The following is a 26,407-nucleotide window of genomic DNA, read 5'->3' on the forward strand; positions in this document are numbered from 1 at the left end:
CTGATAAGAAAAACAAATAAAAAAAGACGATGGCTCAAGCATCGTCTTTTTAAATTGAATATAGGGTTATTTAACACTGAAAAATTTTTGTCTAAATTCGGTTACTTGCTGGTGGTAATACGATTCCCACTCGCGTTCATTTAAATGCGATTTCTCTCGTGTTCGTTGGTCGGCTAATCGACTTTTTAACTTACGGAGTTCCAACTGATAGTCGTTGACTTCTTTTTCCTGCGCGTTAACTTGGTTTTCTCGCGCCTCTAACTCACGAATATCTTCACTTTCTAAGTGATGTAACCGCAACATTTTTCTAATATCACGCTGATTCTCATGGCTATAATGACTTGGGATCAGCGATAGACCATATTCATATTGTTCTGCATTTGTTGATACGTTTAAGCCCTGAACACTGGTGTTCCATTGTGAAATGAGTGATTGATAAGCCTCAAAGAACATTTCTGGCTCCACATGTGTTATTTCCTCACTTGCTAAACGAAAATCCAACAGTGTGAATTGTTCTGAAAGTATGACACTCGCCATATCACCCCATACTTGATGCGCAACCTCTTTAAAAAGTTGTATACGTTCTTTTAAGTTTCCAGCATTCTCCAACGGTATATTAGCTTGTTGAAGACTCCACTCATCACTGAGAGAAGGAAAACGGGATAACAATTGGTACCATCGCTCATCCATATTAAGTAAAGCTTTATCCAATTGGCTTGTGCAATCCCCAATAGCTCGGCATTTTTCCCAAAACCTTTCCAGTGCTGAATACAAGAGCGCTCCTTTTAAATCATCGAAACGATTCTCCTTTGTCTCTGGCATGCTTTTCAGGTCATCTGCCACGATTCTGGCTCGATCTCTAACCTCTTGAGCCTTTGATTGCTGCTCGGTAGTGTTAGATAAAACCTTGCTGCTCGGTGCTATGCCTGCCGTTTGCTCGTTAGCCGTATTGGAAGACAAGCTAAGGTAAGTAGCGCCCGCGAGTACAACGGGCACAAGAAAGGACAAGACCTTTGTCATCACTTGATTACAGCCGAAACTGGGAAGTGATCGGATAAGTTATAATGCTTCCATAATCTCTCATCGGTGCTTCTTGGCACGTCAACACGATTACTATTTTGGTTTTTCACGGCATATTCAGCGCTTACCATGATGTAATCTAAGTACTCCACATTTTCGCCGCCAGAAAGTGCCTCGCCTGCAAAATTGTTTATGCGCGGATCAAATGTCGATTCCGTGTAACCCGAATAAGTGGGCTCAATTGCATTTAGGTTTGCGATCATCTGTTGATAATCACCAGGAAACTTCCTTTTATTAACGTTAAAGTCGCCACTGTAAATCACAGCTTCACTCGTTGGGATGTTCAGAGACTGCGCCATCTCACGCATCTGTCGGAATTGTTTCTGGCGATATTCGCGAGCAGTATTCGTGTCAAATGACGCCGTATGAGTCGCAAAGACATGATACGCCTGACCGTTTTTTATGACCTCAGCATAATTCACGCCTTTATCCGCAAAGCAATCTGTGCCACTGCAATCTGGGAAAACATATTGTGCCTGATTAACAATCGGGTATCGGCTAACAATAATCACACCACCATCGTGTATATTAAAGCCACTTTTATCCAACATTTTGGTCTGGTATGGGTACTCTTTCGCTAATGCTCTAAGAAAACCATTTCTACCATTTGAAAAGACTTCCTGAAGTGCTAGCACATCGTAACCTTTCACATACTCAGGGATGATGTCTAGTCGATCACCAATATGCGAAGCAATCGCAGGTAATGCCCAAACATTATAAGTCATCACTTTCAGCGTCGTTGGAGTTGAATCCAGCGATTCGCTTTGTTTTTTTGGCGTAATTGTGTAGTAGAGATCATCATAGCGCCTCGTTGCGTCAGATTTGAAAGCCAGTTCTACCTCTCGCTGACCAAAAACTTGAGATTGATAACGGTGCACTCTCCTATCATCTTTTAAATTAAGCTCAATATCAGATGAACTAACGCCATATGTCATAGCGGAGTTGTACCAATATCCGTTCATTTTTTGATGTAAGCGAATGCTTTCCCCGTTTGGATTCGAAGCAACGGTTTCAAACTCATAAGTATGACCAGCCTTAACACCTTCCCAACGATTAAAGCTCATTACTGATTTCGTTTCCCAAGGTTTAAGCTCTTGAATATGTTGAAACCATTCACTCCCATGTTGCAGAAGGTCTGACCCCGTATGCTTAACTTGTATAGTTAAAGGTTTATCTGAATTGTTAGTAAGGTAAACATCTGTATCCGCGAGTGAACTTGTCGAAATAAGCGCTATAGCACCAAGTAGTTTCCACTGTGTGTTTCTCATTTTATTTCCTTGTTTTTGGAGAGCAAAATGAAAATTAGAGTAAATACGTTACGTTTGTTTTATAAATTAATTACAAATATATTTATTTGTGGGGAAAATCATAATCTATTATCAGTGCCTGCATTATTATGCATATATTTCAGTGATATATATCACAGTAAGATCTCATGGCTGTAACTTGATGAAACCCATAAATTTTAGTGAGATCAATATCTAAGATTGGTTAATAATGATTTACAAACAAATGTAATCGATTGCATCATTACCTCGACCTCACACCTTTGCTTGCTGCGCTGGGGTTAAGGAGCCTTTTTTAAGGCTCCTTTTTGCTATTTGTAGGAAAAAGAAATGGTTAGATAGAAACTACACCGATGAATAGCCATATGTTAGTTAAGTAGAAATTTGTTAATTTATAAAGACACCAACATTTAGTTATAGTGCATTAGACTGGTGATTTTATACTGAAGGAAGAGGCACATACATATCACTCTGAAACGTGGATCCTGATCAGTTTTTCCGGAACACGGTATTTAAAACGTATCCCTTTCTTAATGCCACGGCTCCCAACTTTGCAAATCTTTTTATCTCCTGCATGTCGGACTCTTTTGATGTAGGCGTATTTGCCTTTGTGTTCCATTTCAATCATATAGTTGCAATAACCTTGCAATGGCTTTTTATGTTTCCGTATTGCCCTTTCTATTTTTGCTTTGATTTTCGCGGCTACTTTATTGGTTTGTGAATCATCTGCATAAGCAGGTGTAACAAGGCAACTTATTAGCAACAATATTCTCAGGTTCATAACTCTCCCCTTTACACATCGGAAGGAAATTAACGCTGAATATCGTTATTGACCTAATAATAAGAACGGCTTTTACGGCCTATATCTAACTGTATTTTATGAAGTTGCAGAATTGCGGTGAAGGTTTTGAACCAAGCCAAAATGACTTGGTTCATGGGTGATGAGGTTTGCCAAGCTTACGCAGATTTTTTTGACGAGTCGTTTTTAAAGCCCTGATGAGGAAATACGTTTCTGATTCGTTGCTGAACTTTACTCGGTATGCTTTTGCTAAAAGTGAGCCTTGCACCATTACGTGTTGAGTATACTTTAACAACACCAGAAAATGGGGTCTTGTGACCAATTTCAAGGCAGTTGTGTTTAAAACCAGCGGGGAAATGCCCTTTAAATGTAGCCAACTCACCATCTCTAAACTCAGCTTTGAGCTTCGGGCGATCAACTCCAATTAACCAAAATATAGCAATGGCAGCGACCAATAAAAGCCACAACATGTTTATCTCCTTGGTTTTAATCTGACAATAGTTTACTTAAGTCTTCTTTAAGGCTATTTACTGTTTTGCTTGCTTTCTCACTACGAGAAGCTTCACTGAGCAAATATTCAATCGCATCAGACAGCGTACAGCCTAATTCATTTGCACGCCCAGACAGCTTTTCCCAAACACGGTAATCCAGATCAATGGACTTCTTTTTGGTATGAACTTGTTCTGCATTAAAATGGCGCTTTCGCTTGGCTCGTATTGCCTGCTTCATCTTATTGTCAAGCTCAGGAGACATGTGCCTATCGATCCATTCCAGCACAAATGTCGGTTCATGTTCTATCCGTTTTAGCTGCTCAACGGCTTGATCTGCCTCACTGGAATCAAGGTGTTTCGTGATCGCTTCACCATCTTTCCATTTTTTGATGAGATACTGCCACTTCCAACCACATTCAAGGTTATCAAGCTGTTGATATTTCATGAACCTGTCCTTAATTTAAACCAGTGTTACAGCGTAACCCAGTTCCTTATAAATTACAATCATCAGGCGATCACACTTTATTGATTCGAATTGGTAATCTTCTGTATCTCGAACTGGGGAATTTTTATATACTTTGGCTCTTTTAAAATTTATGAAAAGCAGAAAATGCAGCAAACTTGGCAGAAAGTCACCCCTCAATACGACGATTACAAATCGCTGTTCAAACAGTTCGAGACATTAGACTCACACTCTTTCTTAACAATGCAACCTCGCTTCTCTTCTGCTTTAGCCCGCTTCGATAAACTTAGCAACTTAACTCGCGTCCTTCTAGTTAATGGCCCAGACAACGCGATTTATCGCCAAATAATGCTCCACTCGTTTCAAGAATTGCAGCAGTCAGAAGATTTCGATAACAAGCCAGTCGTCAAAACAGAAACGGTTGATCCACGAGACATTTTTGGTTCTTTTGAGTCTTCAAACGGAGAAATTTCTCGCTTAAGAGAAGGTTTACTACATCAAGCAAATGGTGGCTACCTGTTAGTTTCTGCGAATCTTCTTCTAGCTAACCCGTCTAGTTGGCTCAAATTGAAATCGGCTCTATTGGGAGAAGCTTTTAGTTTACTTCCTACTTCTCCCAAGCAACTATCGAATGAAACCCCACATCGAATTGTTGACGTCAAACTCATTGTCCTAGGCGACAGAACACAAATGGGCGACTTGGATTATATGGACGTTGATATGGGGAGCGATTTCTGCATGTTTTCAGAATTAGAATCCGATTGCCGTATTGATAACGGGTCCGTTGAAAAGTACCTGGGCTACGTAAAATACTTGATGTCCTACTATTCTTTACCGCCTCTAAGCACCTCTGGTATCCAAGAGTTACTCCGAGCTGGTGCACGCGACTGTGAAGACCAACAATTTTTCCCGCTAAGTCCAATTTGGCACAATGGCCTTATTAGCGAAGCTGCTATCGAATCGGGATCCAATATCATTGAAGGTGATCATATTAAAGCGGCCTTGGCATCAAGATATTTTTCCGAATCTTATTTGCCGAAACGCGCACTTGAAGACATTCTTGATGGTCAGGTCGTTATTGAAACCGAAGGCGAGCAAATTGGACAGGTCAACGGGCTAACTGTTGTTGATGTTACAGGTCATCCTATATCTTACGGTGAGCCAGCGCGTATTTCATGTGTCATGCATTTTGGCGACGGTGACATTTCAGATGTTGAACGTAAAGCCGACTTAGCTGGTAACATTCATGCCAAAGGTATGATGATTATGCAGGCGTTTGTAAGTAGAGTGCTGGATCGAGAAGAACCGTTGCCGTATTCAGCATCGATTGTTTTTGAGCAATCCTACTGTGAAACAGACGGAGACAGCGCTTCGTTAGCGCAATTATGCTCCTTCTTGAGTGCTCTTTCAGAGGTACCAATAAATCAGCAAATCGCGGTTACTGGTGCGGTTGACCAATTTGGTCGTGTGCAGGCTGTAGGCGGGTTGAATGAAAAAATTGAGGGCTTCTTTAACGTATGTGCTCATCAAGGTCTGAGTGGCGGTCAAGGCGTTATATTACCCCTTACAAACCTTAAGCACCTTGTGTTAAAAGACGAGGTTGTCGAAGCGATTAAAGAGAAGAAATTCCATATTTGGACCGTTGAATCTGTTGATCAAGCCCTACCATTACTGACTGGTAAGGAATTCAGAGGTGATGGTGAAAACACAATATTGGCGAAGATCATTGAAAGATTAGATAATTTTGATAAGCCAGAGCAAGGTAATCGTTTGATTGATCGAATAAAACAGTGGTTCGACCATAACTGATCCGACTTGTTTGGCGTACACCTGTTCACTAAGATGCCCCTACGTATTTTTGGAGTAATAAATAATGCAAAATAAACGTGAATCGTATAATCGCGAAGAACTTCTAGCTTCCAGTCGCGGCGAGCTTTTTGGTCCTAATGGTCCTCAACTCCCTGCACCGAACATGCTAATGATGGATCGCATCACCAAGATGTCTGAAACCGAAGGCGAGTATGGGAAAGGACGTATTGAAGCAGAGCTAGATATTACTCCGGATCTCTGGTTCTTTGACTGCCACTTCCCTGGCGACCCTGTTATGCCAGGTTGTCTTGGTCTCGATGCTATGTGGCAGCTAGTTGGCTTCTACCTAGGCTGGGTTGGCGGTGAAGGTAAAGGTCGCGCTCTTGGGGTTGGCGAAGTGAAGTTCACAGGTCAAATTCTTCCAACAGCAAAAAAAGTAACTTACCAAATCGACATGAAGCGTGTTGTAAACCGCAGACTGGTAATGGGCTTGGCAGACGGTCGAGTTCTAGTAGACGGAAAAGAAATCTACGTAGCGAAAGATTTGAAAGTAGGTCTTTTCCAAGACACTTCTTCTTTCTAAGATCGAAGTTTAGAATGACGAATACAGTGGTTACCCCACTGTATTTTTTTGTTCAAAAGATTTAGTTATAGTGCATTAAAAGCTATTAAAAAGACCCCAATATGTGGGGTCTGTAAAGAGTAATGTGTATGGGTGGATAAATTTATTTATAGAGACCAGCTTGCTTGTCATCTCTGGCATCACGCCAACCGCCTAGCCAATACGATTTCGCGTCCATCTGCTGATAGGGGCAAGCCTCCTGAGATCGACCGTTCAGACCCGCTTTATATCCCTGAGATTGAGCTCTTTCAAGGCGATCACGCTTCTGTCTCTTCATAGTACAGTCCTCATACAATGTAAATCGTTATCTTACTACTATTACTGTTGCGTGGAGTTTTTATGACTCCGCTATTAAGAATTGTACAATCGACCGTGATCCTCAAGGCACAAAAAAGGCACGGATCCATTTTTGTGAACCCATGCCCAGTATTAACAATATTTCTATTTACGGCGGAAACTAATTAGTGATAGGACTCCTAACAAGAGGATCCCTAGCCCTGCACCTTTACGTTCTACAGGATCTTTGTCGGCAGAACGTTGCTGAATATTCGATGCTGTTGCGCCGTTTACTGGAGTAAGTTTAACAGAAACAAGCTTTTCCGTACCGCTACACGAAGCATTGTGGCTCGTTGTTTTATAGCCACCAGCACACATCATTGCAGAAGCAGAAATGATGCCAGCATTGTTGATGTCATTTGCATCGATGATCCTAAACTGGTTGTTATGACCTGAAACCGATCCATCGTTAGTAAGATCATCAAGCCACCAAGCTTTGTTTTGGAAAATGCTGCCGCGGTTACCCGCTATGCTTCCAACATTGTATGGGTAAATGAAAGCACGCTTTCTTCTAAGTTTACCATCCACTTCACGAACGTTTTCAGCGTCAATACGACCAACAATTTCATTAAAGTCGTTCACTGCGCGCATATCACCACCAGAGCCCGCAAAGAAGATGCCTCCGGTCAAATAAGTGGCAGTTGGGTTAGAAGCAGAAGCATTCGCAAGCCATAAACGATTATTTAACGAACCTTCTTCTACTGGAACATCAGTACGGCTGCGCTTGTAATCGTAGTTACCACGTTTAGTGGAGCCTATAACCAACATGTTTTGGTTAATGTCTGTCGCTACCGAACTATGGTAGATGTATCCATCCGGATTCAATGTCGTTCCACTGATTGCTTTCGTTGTCCAACCATCAATTTCACCAGAATCGAATGTTGGCAAAAATATCGCAGCTTCAGGAAGCATGTCTGAAGAATTTTTGCGGTTGTAGTAACCGACTAACACGGGTTCATTCGAGTTATTGGGGTTAAGGGTGGCAGCTCTAACACTGGCTTGACTTGACTGAGTCCCACTAGACGTATCTGTTACTTTCGTTACGCTCACCGAAGCAGTATTGGTAACATCCCACATCACCGCTTGATTATTGAAACGAAGATTCTGACATTGAGATCGCGTATGAGGGTCAGACACAGTCTTGCAATCTGATTCATCACCATAAATTGAGAACGCAGACGAACCTACTACGTAGGTCTTACCATTATATTCAAACGAGTCAAACGCGCGAGTCACACCCATTGTATCGAGTGGCTGAGAAGTCACGATAGGTTCTAGTACAGTAGAACCATAAAAACCTCGGCTTTTATACTGACGAGCGTAATTGCTAGACCCTGTATGAAGGTACCCACTGCTTGAGTTACCAATAGCCGTAGCACCATCAAAGCTGTTCACCACCACTTCGTTCGTACCCGAAATATTGCCCGATACTTCAGAAATCAGCGAACCGCTCGATAAAAATGCTTTCGTGTTGTTGTTATCCGCAGAGAACGGCGTAGACCACGTAAACGAGTTCAAGACGCGCTGGGCGCCACCAGAACCATTCGTGCCATAGAAAAATCGGTCGGCCCATGCATCACAAGTGTTGTAGCGTAAGTTGTAATCACAATATCTACGATATTCGTCTCGATTACCTGTTTGATCAACAAAGCGGAAGCGGTTATCAAAAAGAAAATCCATTTCATCGTTGATCCATTGACCTGCTTCGCCAATACGCCCACGAGAGGCAACAATAGGGTTACTACTGTTGCTCACACATGCTTCTGCAAAGCAGTTAGTCACACCTGTGGATTCGCTGATAGCGGAACCAAAGTTCTCATTCTCTGAACTACTAACAACTTCAATATTGTATAACGCTGCATGAGCAGACGTTGCACCTATGATTAGTGACGTTAATGCCGAAAGTTTAAATACTCTATTACGACTCATAGTTATTTCTTATTCCTGTTGCATCGCTTCAAGCTCTTCCCAGCGCTCAAAGGCAATTTCTAATTCCTGTTCCGCAGCGGACAACTTATCCAATACAGATTGTGTAGCATCTACCGGTCTTGAGAAAAATTCCGGATCATTCACCTGCGCTTGAAAATCTTCAATCGTTTGCTCTAAGTCCTCTAAGCGTTGCGGCAAGGTCTCTAGCTCTCGCTGTAGCTTATACGATAACTTCTTAGGCTTAGCGCGGGCTGCTGAATTTTTGGGACTTTCCTCAACCTGTTTTTCATCTTTAAGCTGAGCGCCAACATCCGTTGGTTTCGTAGTGGCTCTTAAAGACCGAGATTGCGCTCTCTGTTGCTGAGCGTCATGATAGCCGCCAACAAATTCTTCTATCTGACCATTACCTTCAAAAATCCAGCTGGTCATAACGGTATTGTCAACAAATTCTCTATCGTGGCTAACTAACAGCAAAGTACCCTGATAGTTGGCAAGTAATTCTTCCAAAAGTTCCAGAGTTTCGATATCCAAATCGTTCGTTGGTTCATCGAGAACTAATAAATTGTTGGGACGAAGAAAAATACGCGCCAATAAAAGGCGATTCTTCTCACCACCAGATAACGCTTTAACAGGAGTACGAGCTCGCTTAGGAGCAAAAAGGAAATCTTGAAGATAGCTTAACGCGTGACGCTGACGACCACCTACCATCACCTCTTGCTTACCATCTGCAAGGTTATCAATAACGGATTTCTCTGGATCTAGAATCTCACGATACTGATCGAAGTACGCCACTTCGAGCTTGGTACCACAATGAAGTTTGCCAGAATCCGGTTCAAGCGTTCCTAAAAGCAACTTTAACACGGTACTTTTACCGCATCCGTTTGGACCAATCAGCGCGATTCGGTCACCACGCATAATGTTAAAGGTGAAGTCATCAACGATTGTATTTCCTTCGAAGCCAAAGTTAACACCTTTAGCTTCAAACACGATCTTCCCTGAGCGCGACGCCTCATCAATCTGAATATTCGCTTTGCCCTGCACTTCACGGCGGTCGCTTCTCTCTTGACGCAACGCTTTTAACGCTCGAACTCGTCCTTCGTTACGAGTACGCCTAGCTTTAATGCCTTGACGGATCCAAACTTCTTCCTGAGCAAGCTTTTTATCGAATTCCGCATTTTGCATCTCTTCAACGCGAAGCATTTCTTCTTTTTCAACCAAGTAATTTTCGTAATCACCTGGGAAACTGGATAACTGACCACGATCCAAATCCACAATTCGCGTTGCCATGGATTTTATGAACGTACGGTCGTGTGAGATGAAAATAATAGAGCCACGAAAATCCTTCAGGAAACCTTCTAACCATTCAATAGTTGTAACGTCTAGGTGGTTAGTCGGCTCATCCAATAACAAAACGTCAGGCTCACACACAAGCGCTCTAGCTAGCGCGGCTTTTCTTTGCCAGCCACCAGATAAATCTGAAAGTAGTGTATGTCCATCAAGGCTCAGCGCACCTAAAACATTCTTAATTCTATCTTCAAAACGCCAAGCACCTGTATGCTCGAGTTGCTCTTGTACCGTAGCGAGCTTATTTATATTCTTTTCACTTGGGTCGACAGCAACGAGATCGAGCAGATCTTGATAGATCTTAAGTTGCTCACCTGCCCCAGCCAGACCTTCAGAAACATAATCAAAAACGGTGCCTGACTCATTACGCGGCGGATCTTGCTCTAAACGCGAAACAACAACGTCTTGCGTAACTTGCATCTTGCCGTCGTCCATGATTATTTCGCTAGCCAACACTTTCATAAGTGTTGACTTGCCGGCACCGTTGCGCCCGACTAAACAAACGCGTTCATTTTCCTGAAGCGCGAAATCTGCGTGATCAAGTAATGGGTGATCGCCAAACGCAAGTTGCCCATTATGAATGGTAATTAATGCCATGTTCTTCTAACCATTGTTGTAATTCTTGTAAATCGAAAGGCCACCCCAGTTCTGAAGGCTCTGAACCTACTATTGAAACAACCGGAATAGTGACCCCGTAACGTTGAAATAGGTTGTCGTCAAAAGCAATATCAACGACTTTGACATGATCAATCACGCCAGCCTGCCCTAATAAGCCATATGCCATCTCACATAGATGGCATCCTTCAGTACTGTAGAGTGTTAACACACCTTATCCTTGATGAGTGACGATCCAGCAATTGTGGATTTGCTTATTACGCGCGAAATCTTGAGGTAACGTTTGTGATGAAATGTTCTCAGCTTTCAACCCAAGCTCTGCCAAAGCATCTAAATCCATTTTGAAATGACGTTTATTGTTCGAAAAGACAATTGTGCCGTTACCGCGTAACAGCCTTTTTAAGTTTTTCATTAACTGAATGTGATCGCGTTGTATATCGAAAGACTGTTCCATACGCTTAGAGTTTGAAAACGTCGGGGGATCGATAAAAATCAGATCGAATTCACCATCTGCTTGCTCTAGCCATTGAAGGCAATCGGCTTGGACAAACTGATGCTCGCTCCCAGAGATGCCATTGATGGCCAAGTTTTCTTGAGCCCACTCTAGGTAAGTTTTGGACATATCTACAGTTGTTGTAGATTTGGCACCGCCGCAAGCTGCATGTACCGTCGCAGAACCTGTGTAAGCAAACAGATTTAGGAAGTCTTTACCACCAGCTAGTTGACCAAGCTTACGACGTGTCAACTTGTGATCAAGGAATAAACCAGTGTCGAGGTAATCGTGGAGATTAACTAAAAGATCCACACCGTATTCCGTTACCTGCATAAACTCAGAGTTTTGGCTGAGTTTTTGATACTGGCTGCTTCCCTTCTTCTTCTCTCTTACTTTAAGCACGACATTGTTTGCTTCTACACCCGTTACTTGAATAGTCGCTCGGATAATGTCGGTTAATCTGCGTTTGGTTTTTTCTTCAGGTATATTTTTAGGCGCCGCATATTCTTGAATTACGATATGGTCTTGGTAAATATCAATCGCCGCGTTGTATTCAGGTAAGTCCGCATCGTATACACGATAACAATCTAATTTCTCTTTTCTCGCCCACTTACTCAGTTTTGTTAAGTTTTTCTTTAGGCGATTCGCAAAATCAGGGGCAACCAAGGTTTCTTGCTTCGTTTCTTGGTTGGATTCAGATGAAGTAGCGCCTCTTTCGCTGATGCTGTAATTTTTTTGGTGACATTGTAACGCACCATTTGCCAATTTGAACTGTTTCTCGGCACGCATACGCAAACAGGCAAGCAATTCATCAGATGAAGAGAAAATAGAAGCTTGGCAACCGCCAAACTCTGTTTTTAATTGTGCTCCAAAAGCAGTGTATAAGGCAATGAGACCTGGCTGTGTTCCCAAACGCTCACCATAAGGTGGGTTTGATACAATAACTCCGCCATCAAACTCTTTAGGGCGTTTAACTTGCGCGGCATCCTCTTTCGCAAAGTGAATCAGTGACTCAACACCCGCTCGCTTGGCATTTTCACGAGCAGTCTTTAGAACGCGTGCGTCGTTATCAAACCCAAAGAACTTCGATTCAACCTTTTTAACACCCCTACGCGCTTGTACATTGGCTTCAGACTTAATCTCTGCCCATTTCTCAGGCTCGAAATCAGAAAGTGATTCAAAACACCAATATTTGCGATTAACACCAGGAGCCATGTTGGCAGCCATCATTGCAGCTTCAATCAACAACGTACCGGAGCCACACATAGGGTCTAACAAGTTGTTCCCTTGCTGCCAGCCGCTGCGCGAAATAATGGCCGCAGCAAGTGTCTCGCGAAGTGGCGCTCTGCCTGCCTCAGTTCGATAACCACGATGATGCAGCCCAGAACCAACCATATCAAAGCCGACCAAGGCGTTGTCTTTAAATAGACGGACATGCACACGTAGATCTGGATGATCTTTGTGGATCGACGGTCTAGGGAGATTCTTTTTGTTAAACGAGTCAACGATGCCATCTTTTACTTTTAGAGCACCGTATTGGCTGTTGCGAATCTCTCGGTTTGTACCGTTAAAGTCCACCACAAATGTTTTGTTGCTATCAAAGTGCGATGACCAGTTAATCGCTGTAACCGACAAGTACAAGTCCATATCATCCTGACAATTGAATTCAGAAAGAATACGAACAAAACGTGATGCCAACCTACTCCACAAACATACTCTGTAGATTTGCGCGTTGGTCGCCTTAAATTTTACCCCTGCTTGAACTGGCTTTGGGTCTTCAATCCCCAAATTTTTCAATTCTTCTGCGAGTAGGTTTTCAAGCCCGTTGGAAGTGACGGCTAAATACTGATTCATACTGGTCTTTTGGTAACAAAAATGAGCTCGATTATACCTGAGCAAGAAGCACAAACCGAACTCAATCTTTCCAAAAATTAGTCTTAGCAATCTAAGTGCACATTTTTCAAACAATATACTCGCGCCTTTCAAGAAATTACTCCTGTTTTAGTCAGTAAGCACTTAGTGACAGTAAAACTGACGCTTTTAAAGGACAAATAATGATAGTGCATACTTATTCGATGCAATTTTGGTATATACCAGACCGTATCTAATGATGTAATTTAGGTACATTTGGGGCTAAAACAGGAATTTTTGCATCTTATAAACGGGAATTTAGGTATAAACGGAAGCTAAAATTGGGAAAACTTTTATTTGATGGTGTTCAAATTTCTCACAACTGATATCAGCTAGGACCGGATTCGGTGTATTAGAAGCTGGCAGAAACAAGAGAAATTGCACGAATTGAAGACAAAAAAAGAGCCATTGGCAATGCCAACAGCTCGAAGGAACGATTTCATTAGGGATGTAAAAACGCTTACTAGCCTACCAGAGCTATCGGCGCATAGTTGTCAAATGCTTCTGCCCTTGCTATGCGATCATGCATAACTTTGACAGACTGACAAAAACTGAGAGATTTCGATGCAGTAAGTTGGAACCCATCTAATTCTACTGAAGCACATACACTGGCGTTGTCACAGACTTCTACAACAACAAACAGACCGCTATTTAATTCATTTTTTAAATAAACTAATTCGCCCTGAGAAGGGTTATGCCCTTCTCCTTGATAGCTGAAAAACCAACTTTTAGGTTGCACAGGTTTATGGTAGCGATGCGTTGCGACACAATTCAAAACCAATTGAGCCTGTCTGGGCTCAGTAAGAGGAAGAGTTTGCACAGATTCTTTAAATTGTTGGAACACAGAAGCATCATCAACAGAAAATTCACTGTCTTTAAATGCACAGTCCACTAAAAACTTTTGGGGAATCTCTACTTTAAAAGCCATGCCGTCATCAAGCCCTAATACTAGGGCGCTTACTTTTCTATCAAAGTACCACTTCCAGTTGTCGCTTGGTTTCAACATGTTCCGTCTCTTCAATCTTCATAGTGATCAGTAATTTAGAATTCAAGTCACTGAACCAAAATCCATTTACTCATTTATTCTACAAAGCGATCGACAAAAAAAAAGGGGAAAAATCCCCTTTTGTTTTTGTGAATATGATGTGATTTTCAGAAGAAAATTTATAGGTTTTTCACAATATCTCTGACTAAACCAGGACCTTTGTAGATAAAACCTGAATAGACTTGAACCAACTTAGCACCTGCAATCATTTTTTCTTTTGCTGCAACATATGAATCAACACCACCCACTCCAATGATAGGCAGTTTGTCACCTAGCTCTTCGTGAAGTTTGCGAACCACTTCAGTACTTCTCGCTTGTACTGGTCGGCCACTTAACCCACCCGCTTCGTTTGCGTTTTTCATTCCTTCAACAATCGAACGGTCTAGCGTAGTGTTAGTTGCGATTACGCCATCAATTTTATTCTTGATGAGTGATTCGCAAATTTGAACGATTTCATCGTCACTGAGGTCCGGTGCAATTTTCAATGCAAGTGGAACGTATTTGCCGTGTTCGATTTCAAGTTCTGCTTGTTTGGCTTTCAAGTCAGACAATAATTCATCAAGCGCTTCGCCATACTGAAGTGAGCGAAGTCCCGGCGTGTTTGGAGAAGAAATGTTTACCGCAATATAACCTGCGTACTGATACACTTTTTCCATGCAGATCAGGTAGTCTTCACTTCCCTTTTCGATTGGGGTGTCTTTGTTTTTACCGATGTTAATCCCAAGGACGCCATCATAAGTTGATTTTTTTACGTTTTCGACAAGATGATCCACACCAAGATTGTTAAAGCCCATACGGTTGATAATGCCCTCGGCTTCAACCAGACGGAACAAGCGAGGTTTGTCATTACCCGGTTGAGGTTTAGGTGTCACAGTCCCTACTTCAACAAACCCAAAACCCATTGCACCAAATGCATCGATACATTCCCCGTTTTTATCCAAGCCAGCCGCTAAGCCAACTGGATTTTTAAACGTAAGACCCATGCATTCTACTGGTCGGTGAGGAAGTTGCTGACGATAGAAGAGATCAAGAGGAGTGCCGTTGAAGCGTTTGAAGTTATCTATTGCGAGCTCGTGTGCCTTTTCGGCATCGAGTTGAAAAAAGCCAGTTCTGGCTAGACGGTAAAGCATTGTGCCTCCGAAAGAAAAAAGCCCCGTTAAACGGGGCTGTATTATTTACTCATTTGAAGCACAATTCAAATTTAATAACGTTAATTCTCTCAGAGCGACCGAAAATTTAGCAAATTCATGTACTGAACCCACTTTAAACTCGTTAAGGATGTTTTCCCAACGAACCAAAGACGATCCATTATTCTCAATCCACTCGTCCAGTGCTTTATTTACGTTCACCTTCCCTTCACTGCAGTTGCAATGAAGAACCTGTGCGGTAAGTAGCCTCTGCTGCCAATCAAGATCCTCTCTGAAAGATGCTCTCGCAAGGGCTTGCCAGTTGTTTTCTACCGCTTGATTATTGATTTGTTTGAGGAACCAATGCAAAGACAGGCGATCACCTAATGTGAAGTACATCTTAGCCGCTTCTTTCACAGATTTGCCTTCATCTCGGGCTACTGAGGATATATCCAGTGCCGAGTACAGGCTCGACAATCGAGAGACATAGTTTGCAACCGGACGCTCGATACCCTGTTCGATCCACAGATCGGCGAGATCGTTATGCTCTTGAACTTCGTCTTTAACCAATAAGTTATCAAGATCTTTCATTACCGCTTGAACATCATCGTGATAAAGAGCAACAAGCTCATTTACTGTTGACTTATTCGAACGATTTCTCAACAACCAGCGGCTAAGTCGACGTAAAATACGACGAATTGAGTACATAAGATCATACTGAGCGATCGTCGTAGCTGTATTATCCAAGCTTCTCACTTGCTTCATAATTCCACCCAGCTCGAAGATTTCGCGGGCAGCAGAATAAGCATTTGCGATATCAACAACAGTCGCACCCGTCTCTTCTTGCATACGAGTTACGAAATTACACCCCATCTCGTTAACCATTTGGTTTGCAAGGCATGTGGCAATAATTTCGGCTCTTAGAGGATGAGTATCCATTTGTGATAGATAGTTACGGCGTAACTCTGATGGGAAGTAGTTGACCAGTTGTTGTGCATGAAACTCATCATTCGAAATGTCATCACTAACCAGCTGTTCTTTCAGAACCATTTTACCGTAAGCGACTAGCACTGAAAGCTCAGGACGGGTCAATGCCTGCCCCATTTTTTCACGCTCCAGTAATGTTTCGTCATCAGGAATGTATTCTAATGCACGATCCAAATGCCCCGATCGTTCCATCGTGTGAATAAAGCGGATTTGCTCTTTCACCAAAGAAGAGCCTTGTTGTTCACTTACTGAAATGGATTCGGACTGCCAATAAGCATCTTTCAATACGATTTCGCTGACTTCGTCTTCCATCTTATCTAGGATAAGGTTTCTTTGTTTAACAGTAAGGTCGCCATTAGCGACTAAGCTGTTTAGGAAGATCTTAATGTTGACTTCATTATCTGAACAATCAACACCGCCAACGTTATCAACAAAATCGGTATTCACTCGGCCGCCACGCAAAGCGTATTCGATACGACCCAACTGGGTCATACCCAAGTTACCGCCTTCACCTACAACTTTGGCTCTCATGTCTTTACCGTCGATACGTAACGCATCATTTGCTCGGTCACCAACATCAGTATGTGTTTCAGTCGAAGCTTTAACGTAAGTACCGATACCGCCATTCCAGAACAAGTCGACTTCCATATGCAAGATCGCTTTGATCAAGTCATTAGGTGCCATTGAACTTTTTCGAGTACCTAGCATTTTTTGGATCTCTGGCGTCAAGTCAATAGACTTAGCACGACGGGAGAAAATACCCCCACCTTTTGAGATCAGCTTCTTGTCATAATCTTCCCAGCTTGAGCGTGGTAATTTAAACAAGCGATCGCGCTCTTTCCAGCTCTTAGCCGAATCCGGTGTTGGATCGATAAAGATGTGTAAATGGTTAAACGCTGCTTGCAATCGAATATGCTTTGAAAGAAGCATACCATTACCAAATACGTCGCCCGCCATATCTCCAACAGCAATACAGGTAAAGTCTGTGGTTTGACAGTTCACCCCCATTTCACGGAAGTGACGTTTTACCGATTCCCAACCGCCTTTTGCGGTAATCCCCATTGCTTTGTGGTCGTAACCATTAGAACCACCAGAAGCGAATGCGTCCCCAAGCCAGAAGTTGTACTCATCAGCAACTGAGTTTGCAAGATCCGAGAATGTAGCTGTGCCCTTATCCGCAGCAACGACTAAATACGCATCGTCTTCATCATGTCGTACTACGTTTTCAGGATGAGAAACATTGCCTTCTACAATATTGTCGGATACATCGAGCAACGCGCGAATGAATTGTTTGTAACAACGCTGACCTTCCGCAAAGATTTCGTCACGCGTGGTCAAGTTTGGTTGACGTTTACAAACAAAGCCGCCTTTCGCACCGACTGGAACAATAACCGTGTTCTTGACCTGCTGTGCTTTAACCAAGCCCAAAATTTCTGTACGGAAATCTTCTTGTCGGTCTGACCAACGAAGACCACCACGAGCTACTTTACCACCACGTAAATGGACACCCTCAATGTCAGGGGCATAAACGAAAATCTCAAACGCTGGTACAGGCTGAGGAATTTCCGGAATATCGGTGGGTTTTAGCTTCAACGCCAACCACGGTTTTGGCTGACCATCTTGTGCAAGCTGGTAATAGTTCGTACGAAGCGTAGCAAGAATCATATCCGTGTAGCGACGAATGATACGATCATCATCAAGGCTTTCAACTTCATCCAGTTGCTCATTGATCTTGTTGATCAGCTCTGTTTGGTTCTTTTTGGCACCTTTAAATTTAGGATCAAAACGTTTACCAAATAAATCGACTAGCCCTTTTGCAATATCAGGGTGATGCGACAGCGTTTCTTCAATATAACTTTGACTGAATGGGAACCCGACTTGACGCATGTATCTCGCATAGCTTCGAAGTATCGTGATTTCACGCCCCGATAGACCTGCGCCAAGAACCAACCTATTGAACCCGTCACTCTCTAGCTTACCCGACCAAATATCGGCAAAAGCTTGTTGGAAACGATCTCGAGCTTCACGTAAATCAACCGATACGCTCGCACCCAGTAACATTGAGAAATCAAGAATCCAATACGTTACTCCGTTGGATTTTCGAACTTCGTATGGCGCTTCACCGATAACACGCAGTCCCAAGTTTTCCAACATAGGGAGTACATCTGAAAGATGAATCGGTTGCTCACGATGGTACAGTTTTAAATGTACGGCTTTGGAATCATGGCTCTCTTCTTGAGGGCGATAGAAAAGCATACCCAGATCTTCAGCATCTTTAAGTGCTTCTAATCGTTCTATGTCGGCAACCGCAGAACCTGGTAACATCGCTTCTTTATATGAACGAGGGAAAGCGCGAAGATATTCTTTTGATAAAGGCAAACCCGTACTTTCACCGTTGTTAGCAATGATCGCTTCTTGTAGTCGGTCATCCCAAGACGAAGATACTTCCATAAGGTTTTGCTCTATTTCTTTAACATCGACATCAATGTTGTTGTTTTTCACATGGACAATGTAGTGAGTTCGCGCCAATGGGCTTTCCGAAAAGAACGTTGTGAATTCTACCTCTTGATCGGAATTGAGGTAATCTCCGAGTATGCGCTGAGTTTGACGACGCAGCTGGGTGTTGTAACGCTCTTTGGTTACGTAAACCATGCAACTGAAGAAACGACCAAACGGGTCTTTACGAATGAACAAACGAAGCATGTCTCGGTCTTGCATTTGAACAACACCAGAACCAACTTGAAGTAGCTCTTGCTCTGTCGCTTGAAGCAACTCATCACGTGGGAAGTTTTCTAAAATATTGTGCAGGGCTTTGAAAGAGTACGCCCCTTTCATATAACCACTAGACTCAAGAATTCGGTTAGCTTTATCGCGAATCAGCGGAATGCTAGAAACGCTCTGGTTATACACGGCTGAAGTGTAAAGACCTGTGAATCTATGTTCACCAATCACTTTGCCGTTCTTACCTATTTTCTTAATACCGATGTAGTCGGTATAAGCCGGGCGGTGAATATGTGAAGCGGTATTGCCTTTGGTCACAATCAACAAGTAAGGTTTTTTGGCTTCCAAGCGCGCAGAATCTGCAAGGTCAGAAAGTTTCACACTACGAACACGGCTACCAACTGAAAGAATACCTAAACCGGTTTCTTCTGTCGGACGAAGCTCGTGATCCCCTTCAACAGCAACTAAGTCGTATTCTTTGTAGCCCATAAAGGTGAAGTTGTGATTACCTAACCACTTGAGAAACGCAATGGTTTCATCAACACGCTCTTTTTCAACAGGAAGAGATACACGTTGATCTTCAATTTCTTTGATCACTTGTTTTAGCTTGGCTGCCATCGGCTTCCAATCAGAAACAACCAGACCTGTATCCGTCAAAATCGATACAAGCTCGCTTTTCAAATCAGACATTTTGGTTTTGTCTGCCAGCATGTCGACTTCTATATGGAAAAGCGATAGGTCGTCGCCAGATTTTTCGTTTACGCCTGTGATTTTATTATTTTTGTCGCGGGCGATTCGCGTAGGACCATGGAGCATTAAGTGGCTAGATAGATCTAGACGCGCAAGCGCCATTTTTACCGAGTCCACAAGGAATGGGCTATCAGGTACCACGATTTCAACGATCGTGTGGGTAGACTTCCATCCATGTCGGCTTACCGTAGGGTTAAATACTCTTACCGAAATTTCTTTAGGTTGCTTCTCGCTGATGTGATGCCACAAGCTGACAACTGCACCATAGAGATCTGACTCGTTTCTCTGTACTAGGTCTTCCTGACCAATCGTGCTAAACAAGTGCTGAGCAAGTTTTGTTACTAAAGGTTGGTGGGCAAGCTCGAGTTTGTCTTGAATCAGTTTGTACACTTTTTCAAGAAGAACCGGCACAACGTTTTCTCGCGCGGCCATATTAACGCTCCAATCTTAGAATTTTTGTAGGGTGTTGCTTAATGCAACTTGGTAATGCCTTAGCCTGACTAGAAAAACAGGCTATCTATATTGTAAAAGCAATATTGATAAAAGGTTAAATGAATTGCGGGTAGGATCATGAAAAAAGTTTGAATCTGTGATTAAGGTACCTATTTAAACATCTGAAAACTCACAAGTTCACAGAACTTCCAACTTTAGAAGTTTATTATTCTGGTCAGTTGTTAGCCTAAAGCGCCCTTTTACACCAATTTGACTAAGAAAGGGTCTGAAACGAGATGCAGGTAATTGAATTTTTAAACCTTGGTCAGTGAAGACAATTACGGAGCTTGCCGCTCCTGAGTAGTGGCTGAGAAATTCTTGATAGGTAATATTAAGAGAGAAGTAATATTGATTCATGGATAACAAAAGTAGCAGTAAAAACTGCCACTTATATTCATTCGCTAGTCAGTCTTATTTAAGATTCTAACGCTTTTGTTACTTTTTCATAGAGATCTTTGGCCAGATTGTCGAGATTGGACAATTTTTCCAACTCTTTACGCATCATCGCCTGGCGTTCTTCATCATAATTTCTGTATTTAAGAAGAGGATCTATCAGTCGCGAGGCAACTTGCGGGTTGCTTTCATTCATTTGGGTCAAAATCTCGCCAGCAAATGCATAGCCACTGCCATCTTTGTTGTGGAAATTTACTGGGTTTCCACCAAAGAAAGTACCAATTAAGTTACGAGTACGGTTTGGATTCTTAAGATCAAAGGCAGCGTGAGACATCGTTTCACGAATGGTATCGAGTACATTGTTTGCTGGATTAGTGCCTTGAAGCGCAAACCACTTATCCATAACCAAACCATCATGGCTCCATTTGTCGCTGAAGCTTGCCATCAACTCCGAACGACACGGTAATTGTGCTGCGTTTGCCGCAGTTAATGCCGCCATAGTGTCAGTCATGTTGTTCGCTTCTCGATACACAACTTTTACAATATCATCGCCTTGGTCAGTCAATGCCAAGTAGGACAAGCATACATTCCTTAGAGATCGCTTACCAATGGCATCGTGCTCTACAACGTACTCAGCTTGCTTGTTACTGTGGAACGTAGCACTTAATTCATCCACTAACCCAAAAGCAAATGCTTTACGGATCGACTCTCTAACAAAACGAATTGCATCGACATCTGCTGGCTTAAACCATCCTGCTATTTCCGCTTCACCTGGAACTTTTAAAGCTTCGGCAATAAATGCTGGTTCTAAGCTAGCATCAAGCAACACTCCTCTGAATGCATCAATCACATCTTCAGGAAGCTCGAAACTTTCTCCGTTTTGTTTACGTGTAATGTTTAACTTAATGTACTTGGCAAGAAGCAATTGCCCTGCATCCCATCGCGCAAAATCATTTTTGGCGTTAACCATTAAAAACTTCAAATCTTCATCTGAATATTCATAGTTCAACTTAACGGGTGCTGAAAACTCACGCAGCATTGAAATGACTGGACGTTCAGTTACATTTTCGAAAACAAAGGTTTGCTCATCTTGAGTGAAATCAAGAACATTGCTGATCTCTTTAGAGTTACAGCGTAACTCAATAACACTTCCGTCCTGCGCATACAGCTCAATATCAAACGGAATGTGCAATGCTTGCTTTTCTGATTGCTCCAATGTTGCAGGCGTTTGCTGCTTCAATGTTAGCGAAAATGTGTTTGCGGCTTGATTAAATTCAGTGGTTGCTTCAACCGTTGGTGTACCAGACTGGCTGTACCACAAACGGAAATGTTTCAAATCGACACCAGAAGCGTCTTCCATTGCAGACACAAAGTCTTCACAAGTCGCCGCGGTACCATCATGGCGTTCAAAATAGAGCTTCACACCTTGTTGAAATTTTTCTTCACCAAGGAGTGTGTGCATCATTCGAATAACTTCACTCCCCTTTTCGTATACCGTTAGCGTGTAGAAATTATTCATTTCTATCACTTTTTCCGGACGAATTGGATGAGACATTGGGCTCGCGTCTTCAGCAAATTGCGGACCACGGATAACTCTAACGTTGTTAATTCGATTTACGGCACGAGAGCCTAAATCCGACGAGAATTCTTGATCGCGGAAAACCGTTAGACCTTCTTTCAAACTAAGTTGGAACCAATCACGGCAAGTAACGCGGTTACCCGTCCAGTTGTGGAAGTATTCGTGTCCGATAACCGCTTCAATACCTAAGTAATCATCATCAGTTGCAGTTTCATTGTTTGCTAGCACGTATTTTGAGTTGAATACGTTGAGCCCTTTGTTTTCCATCGCGCCCATATTGAAAAAATCAACAGCAACGATCATGTAAATATCGAGATCGTATTCAAGTCCAAATCGCTCTTCGTCCCATTTCATTGAATTAATCAATGAGGTCATTGCGAACGGCGCGCGGTCTAGGTTTCCTCTGTCGACATAAATTTCTAGATCGACTTCACGACCTGAAACCGTTACGTATTTATCTCGAAGAACATCAAAATCACCTGCAACAACGGCAAATAGGTAAGCTGGTTTCGGGTGCGGGTCATTCCATTTTGCCCAATGTCGACCGTTTTCAAGCTTACCCTCATCAACACGGTTACCGTTACTTAGAAGAAAGGTATTCTTAGATTCTTCTGCGATAACAGTCGTTGTGAAAATGGCCAACACATCGGGACGATCCATGTAATAGGTAATTCGACGGAAGCCTTCTGCTTCACACTGAGTGCAGAAGCCATCTCCCGATTTGTACAGACCTTCCAAAGCCGTGTTGGTTGAAGGGTTAACTTCTGTTTGAATGGTCAGCTCAAAATCTTTAGTCAGACCATTAATTTCAAGACCACCTTCCACTTCTTGGTAGTCAACCCAATCTTCTCCATCAACTTTTAAAGCAAGCAAAGTTAACTCATCACCATCAAGAAACAGCTTTGTACTCTCTTCTAGTTTTTTCACTGTTGATACAGCCGTTATAACACTCGCTGTGTCGTGCAAATCGAAAGTCAGGTCTACGTGAGTGATAGTAAAGTCAGGAGACTGATAATCTTTGCGATATTTTGCTTGAGGGCTTTGAGCCATATTGAAATTTCCTTTTATATATCTGCCAGTTGCGTTTACCTAATATAGCCAATTGATCACGAGCAGAAAATGAGATTTTCTTCTGAACATGAGAAATGAGCTAACTTGGAAAGGTTTCAGATTATTTGACTGAAATTATAGCGAACAATAGCTTGTACTTCGTCAAAAATATCATACGGCAATGTGAATTGACGGTATAACAAAAAATAATGAGTCTCAGAAAATGAGACCGGAACAGTATACGATGCTATTCCGGTTCTGATAGATAAAGGGGTCCTTGATCTAGTCATTACTCCACACGGTTGAGCACCGCGTACATATCAGATGTTTGGCTATCTAGAGTGAGCTGATTATCGATCAAAGTGTATCGAGAATCTTGCTCTCCATCACTGTACATGAGTACGAGATGATCCCCTTCTATGATATAGATACCTTCATGCGTCGCTTCATTGCCGTTGCCGGAAACGACTCGGAAAGAGAACACGAAGTCGGCTTGAAGTACCAAATCCATCTGGCTAACGTCGCTTGCCAATATGTCGTCGCCAGCGAGTGTCTCACTAGTCCAGCTGCCGACTAAAGCTGTGGGTAGAGCTTTTTGAAAGATCACCCCATTCAAATTAAGCTGGTTGTGGTTGTTGTTATAGTGGTAAACCTGAGGCGTTTCTGTATTCATACCAAGCACCAAAGTTGACTCATCAGCTTCATAGCTTCCTTGCCAATAGTCCACGGAATGATCTTTCTTTTGAATTTCGATGGTGAATACGTAATCTGACTCTAAAGTGAGCCTTATCGCTAGGAAGTCTTCAGATGTGCTGTCCGGATCCGGATTAAACAAGTACCAGTCCCCTAAAAGGAACGGGTGGTTAAATTGCGTTAACTCAGCTTTTTGCTTAACCTCGGCATGGGTCGAACTAAACAAAAAACAGGTAAAAACTAATAGTAATAATCTCATCACTTCCACCTCACTTTTCTTTAAGCTTAGAAGTGAATTGACTATACACCCAAAAATTTAGATCTATATCACATTAATTTTTAACATTAAAAAAGCGAGCACTCGGCTCGCTTTCATTTTAAGAGGTTGATTTACTTACTATATCAACCGTTATTGCAATGGCTTCATCTAAATAAGCATCAGGTGCTTCATAATCCTTTGGAACATCTTCCAAAGTTTTGAAAGCCGGTTCTCCCTGAGCTTTTTGGCGTTGATTGATACGGCTCAATCGCTTGTCTTCAGACTTATCCTGATCGCTATTACGCACTGATTCATTCAAAGAAATTGAATTGTCTTCTTTCTCTGCTTTATATTCAGCAATATCCTCAATGATAAATGAAAACTCTAAATCTTTAGTGATCCGTTTATCGTGAAGGGCTGTTAAGTTTGCAATAAGCTTAGATTGGTCATCCAGTTCGCTGTATTCAGCTTTTTTGATTTGATCCCAAGGTAACGCGTTATCTTCAACGCTCTCACCTGTCTCTTCAGGATCAATTGCAGTTGGAAACGGAATATCCGGAACTACGCCTTTATTTTGAGTACTTCCACCATTGATTCGATAGAACTTTTGAATCGTATATTGTACGTATCCAAGCTCTTTTTCGAACAAATCGTATATGTGGTTCAAACTTCTGTGTTGCTGAACCGTACCCTTACCAAATGAGTTCTCACCTAAAATAACTGCACGACCATAATCTTGGAGTGCTGCGGCAAAAATTTCTGAGGCTGACGCGCTGTAGCGGTTCACTAAAACAGTCACTGGACCTTCATAACTGATCTGGTTGCCTGTATCGCTATTTTGTTCGATTCGACCATAGCTATCACGAACCTGAACAATTGGACCGCTCTTAATGAACAACCCTGAAAGCGCTGTCGCTTCAGTTAAAGCACCGCCACCGTTGTTTCGAAGATCGACAACAATTCCATCGACCTCTTTCTCTTTCAATTCAGCGATCAGCTTATCTGTATCTTTCGAAAGACCAACATAGAAACTTGGGACTTCAAGTACACCAATTTTCTTTCCATCTTTCTCATGTATCTCAGACTTAACCGCTCGGTCTTCTAGGCGAATCTTGTCTCGCACAATTGTTACATCGTAACTTTTTGCGCCTTTCGCTTCAGGAAGAATGTGCAACCTAACTTTAGTACCCTTAGGACCCTTGATAAGCTGAACAACGTCGTCTAATCGCCATCCGATCACATCAACCATGTCATCTTTATCTTGAGCAACACCAATAATTCGGTCGCCTTCAGACAATTGCTTACTATTCGACGCTGGACCACCAGCAACCAAAGAGCGGATCACGGTATAGTCTTCTGTCATCTGAAGAACCGCACCTATCCCTTCTAGAGACAAGTTCATTTCAGACTGAAACTGTTCCGCATTTCTCGGGGAAAGATAACTGGTGTGAGGATCCACTTCTCGAGCAAAAGCATTCATGTAAAGCTGGAAAACATCTTCACTTTTAGTCTGAGAAATACGTTTCATTGCGTTGTTATAACGCTTTTCAAGCATTTCTTTAATTTCAGGCCAATCTTTGCCAGTGAGTTTTAAGTTTAGAGCATCATACTTAACTCGCTTACGCCATAGTTCGTTAACTTCGCTTTGGCTTTTCGGCCATTCGGCATCAGAACGATCAACCATCATTGACTCGTCTACGTCGAATTTTATTTCTTCGTCTAACAGGGTCAAGGCATAAGAAAAGCGCTCAAAGCGTTTTTCATTTGCGAGGTTATAGAGTTTGAAGGCAATTTTGTTGCTGCCAGACTTCAGCTGATCATCAAGCTGAACTGACCATTCAACAAACGAATTAATATCACTCTGGGTGAAGATATTCTTGTTGTAGTCCAGCATTTCCACATAACGATTAAACATCGCTTGGGAGAATTCATCATTGAGATTGAAGTGCTTATAATGCGAACGAGTTAATCGGGAAGTCACTCGTTTGCTCGCTGTGGTATGTTGAACTTCAGGAGCTAGAAGTGGCAAATCGGCTTTGGAAAGTTTGGCTTCGAGAGCCTGAGCTGATGCTGCCAGCAACAAGCTGGCAGCGATCACAGTCAATTTAGAACGACATTTCATGCGTAGGAGTT

The 26,407-nt window shown here is 42.4% G+C and carries 19 protein-coding genes; 2 read left to right on the forward strand and 17 right to left on the reverse strand.

The genetic code is table 11. The features are described from left to right. Positions 1 to 66: 66 nt before the first annotated feature. The 5 genes from VPNCDNU1_RS07460 to matP form a co-directional block, all read right to left on the reverse strand. A complete protein-coding gene (locus tag VPNCDNU1_RS07460; protein ID WP_104399792.1) occupies positions 67 to 1,020 on the reverse strand; it encodes a hypothetical protein in 954 nt (317 codons plus the stop codon). Beyond that, a complete protein-coding gene (locus VPNCDNU1_RS07465) occupies positions 1,020 to 2,348 on the reverse strand; it encodes a sphingomyelin phosphodiesterase (protein ID WP_104399793.1) in 1,329 nt (442 codons plus the stop codon). The genes VPNCDNU1_RS07460 and VPNCDNU1_RS07465 overlap by 1 nt, the downstream gene beginning before the upstream one ends. A 484-nt stretch (positions 2,349 to 2,832) precedes the next feature. Continuing rightward, positions 2,833 to 3,147: a hypothetical protein gene (locus VPNCDNU1_RS07470; protein WP_104399794.1), complete on the reverse strand. Its 315-nt coding sequence runs from the start codon at positions 3,145 to 3,147 to the stop codon at positions 2,833 to 2,835. A gap of 176 nt (positions 3,148 to 3,323) precedes the next feature. Further along, positions 3,324 to 3,635: a DUF3634 family protein gene (locus tag VPNCDNU1_RS07475; protein WP_104399795.1), complete on the reverse strand. Its 312-nt coding sequence runs from the start codon at positions 3,633 to 3,635 to the stop codon at positions 3,324 to 3,326. Between the two features lie 16 nt (positions 3,636 to 3,651). Next, positions 3,652 to 4,101 carry a macrodomain Ter protein MatP gene (gene matP / locus VPNCDNU1_RS07480; RefSeq protein ID WP_104399796.1) on the reverse strand — a complete coding sequence of 150 codons (450 nt, stop codon included), beginning with the start codon at positions 4,099 to 4,101 and terminating at the stop codon, positions 3,652 to 3,654. Positions 4,102 to 4,266: 165 nt separating this feature from the next. Between matP and VPNCDNU1_RS07485 the strand changes: the two genes are divergently transcribed. After that, positions 4,267 to 5,928 carry an AAA family ATPase gene (locus tag VPNCDNU1_RS07485; protein WP_104399797.1) on the forward strand — a complete coding sequence of 554 codons (1,662 nt, stop codon included), beginning with the start codon at positions 4,267 to 4,269 and terminating at the stop codon, positions 5,926 to 5,928. 64 nt (positions 5,929 to 5,992) lie between these two features. Continuing rightward, positions 5,993 to 6,511, forward strand: coding sequence for a bifunctional 3-hydroxydecanoyl-ACP dehydratase/trans-2-decenoyl-ACP isomerase (gene fabA, locus VPNCDNU1_RS07490; RefSeq protein ID WP_104399798.1), 519 nt, complete (start codon positions 5,993 to 5,995; stop codon positions 6,509 to 6,511). A gap of 142 nt (positions 6,512 to 6,653) precedes the next feature. Here the strand turns inward: fabA and rmf are convergent, their stop codons facing one another. The 12 genes from rmf to prc all read right to left on the reverse strand — a co-directional run bounded on the left by rmf (position 6,654) and on the right by prc (position 26,396). Continuing rightward, positions 6,654 to 6,827 (reverse strand): ribosome modulation factor, encoded by a 174-nt coding sequence (rmf, locus tag VPNCDNU1_RS07495; protein WP_004409177.1) that lies wholly within the window; start codon positions 6,825 to 6,827, stop codon positions 6,654 to 6,656. Positions 6,828 to 6,991: 164 nt separating this feature from the next. Further along, positions 6,992 to 8,815 (reverse strand): DUF3466 family protein, encoded by a 1,824-nt coding sequence (locus VPNCDNU1_RS07500; RefSeq protein WP_104399799.1) that lies wholly within the window; start codon positions 8,813 to 8,815, stop codon positions 6,992 to 6,994. Between the two features lie 9 nt (positions 8,816 to 8,824). Continuing rightward, on the reverse strand, positions 8,825 to 10,756 hold the full coding sequence (locus VPNCDNU1_RS07505) for an ABC transporter ATP-binding protein (RefSeq protein WP_104399800.1): 1,932 nt from the start codon (positions 10,754 to 10,756) through the stop codon (positions 8,825 to 8,827). Continuing rightward, positions 10,734 to 10,985 (reverse strand): glutaredoxin family protein, encoded by a 252-nt coding sequence (locus tag VPNCDNU1_RS07510; protein WP_104399801.1) that lies wholly within the window; start codon positions 10,983 to 10,985, stop codon positions 10,734 to 10,736. The genes VPNCDNU1_RS07505 and VPNCDNU1_RS07510 overlap by 23 nt, the downstream gene beginning before the upstream one ends. Before the next feature lie 3 nt (positions 10,986 to 10,988). Next, positions 10,989 to 13,121, reverse strand: a complete 2,133-nt coding sequence (rlmKL, locus tag VPNCDNU1_RS07515; protein WP_104399802.1) for a bifunctional 23S rRNA (guanine(2069)-N(7))-methyltransferase RlmK/23S rRNA (guanine(2445)-N(2))-methyltransferase RlmL — start codon at positions 13,119 to 13,121, stop codon at positions 10,989 to 10,991. Positions 13,122 to 13,641: 520 nt separating this feature from the next. Then, on the reverse strand, positions 13,642 to 14,184 hold the full coding sequence (locus VPNCDNU1_RS07520) for a cell division protein ZapC (protein WP_104399803.1): 543 nt from the start codon (positions 14,182 to 14,184) through the stop codon (positions 13,642 to 13,644). A gap of 158 nt (positions 14,185 to 14,342) precedes the next feature. Further along, on the reverse strand, positions 14,343 to 15,353 hold the full coding sequence (gene pyrD / locus VPNCDNU1_RS07525; protein WP_104399804.1) for a quinone-dependent dihydroorotate dehydrogenase: 1,011 nt from the start codon (positions 15,351 to 15,353) through the stop codon (positions 14,343 to 14,345). Positions 15,354 to 15,398: 45 nt separating this feature from the next. Then, entirely contained in the window at positions 15,399 to 20,240 is a 4,842-nt protein-coding gene (locus tag VPNCDNU1_RS07530; protein ID WP_104399805.1) for an NAD-glutamate dehydrogenase, read from the reverse strand. Between the two features lie 198 nt (positions 20,241 to 20,438). Continuing rightward, positions 20,439 to 20,657 (reverse strand): DUF2835 domain-containing protein, encoded by a 219-nt coding sequence (locus tag VPNCDNU1_RS07535; RefSeq protein ID WP_101113876.1) that lies wholly within the window; start codon positions 20,655 to 20,657, stop codon positions 20,439 to 20,441. A 58-nt stretch (positions 20,658 to 20,715) separates the two neighbouring features. Continuing rightward, on the reverse strand, positions 20,716 to 23,322 hold the full coding sequence (gene pepN / locus VPNCDNU1_RS07540) for an aminopeptidase N (protein WP_104399806.1): 2,607 nt from the start codon (positions 23,320 to 23,322) through the stop codon (positions 20,716 to 20,718). Between the two features lie 289 nt (positions 23,323 to 23,611). Then, positions 23,612 to 24,274: a hypothetical protein gene (locus tag VPNCDNU1_RS07545; protein WP_104399865.1), complete on the reverse strand. Its 663-nt coding sequence runs from the start codon at positions 24,272 to 24,274 to the stop codon at positions 23,612 to 23,614. 118 nt (positions 24,275 to 24,392) lie between these two features. Next, positions 24,393 to 26,396, reverse strand: coding sequence for a carboxy terminal-processing peptidase (gene prc / locus VPNCDNU1_RS07550; protein ID WP_104399807.1), 2,004 nt, complete (start codon positions 26,394 to 26,396; stop codon positions 24,393 to 24,395). Positions 26,397 to 26,407: the final 11 nt, after the last annotated feature.

It is taken from the genome of Vibrio penaeicida (genome assembly GCF_002933855.1).
GTDB classification, from domain to species: Bacteria; Pseudomonadota; Gammaproteobacteria; order Enterobacterales; family Vibrionaceae; genus Vibrio; species Vibrio penaeicida_A.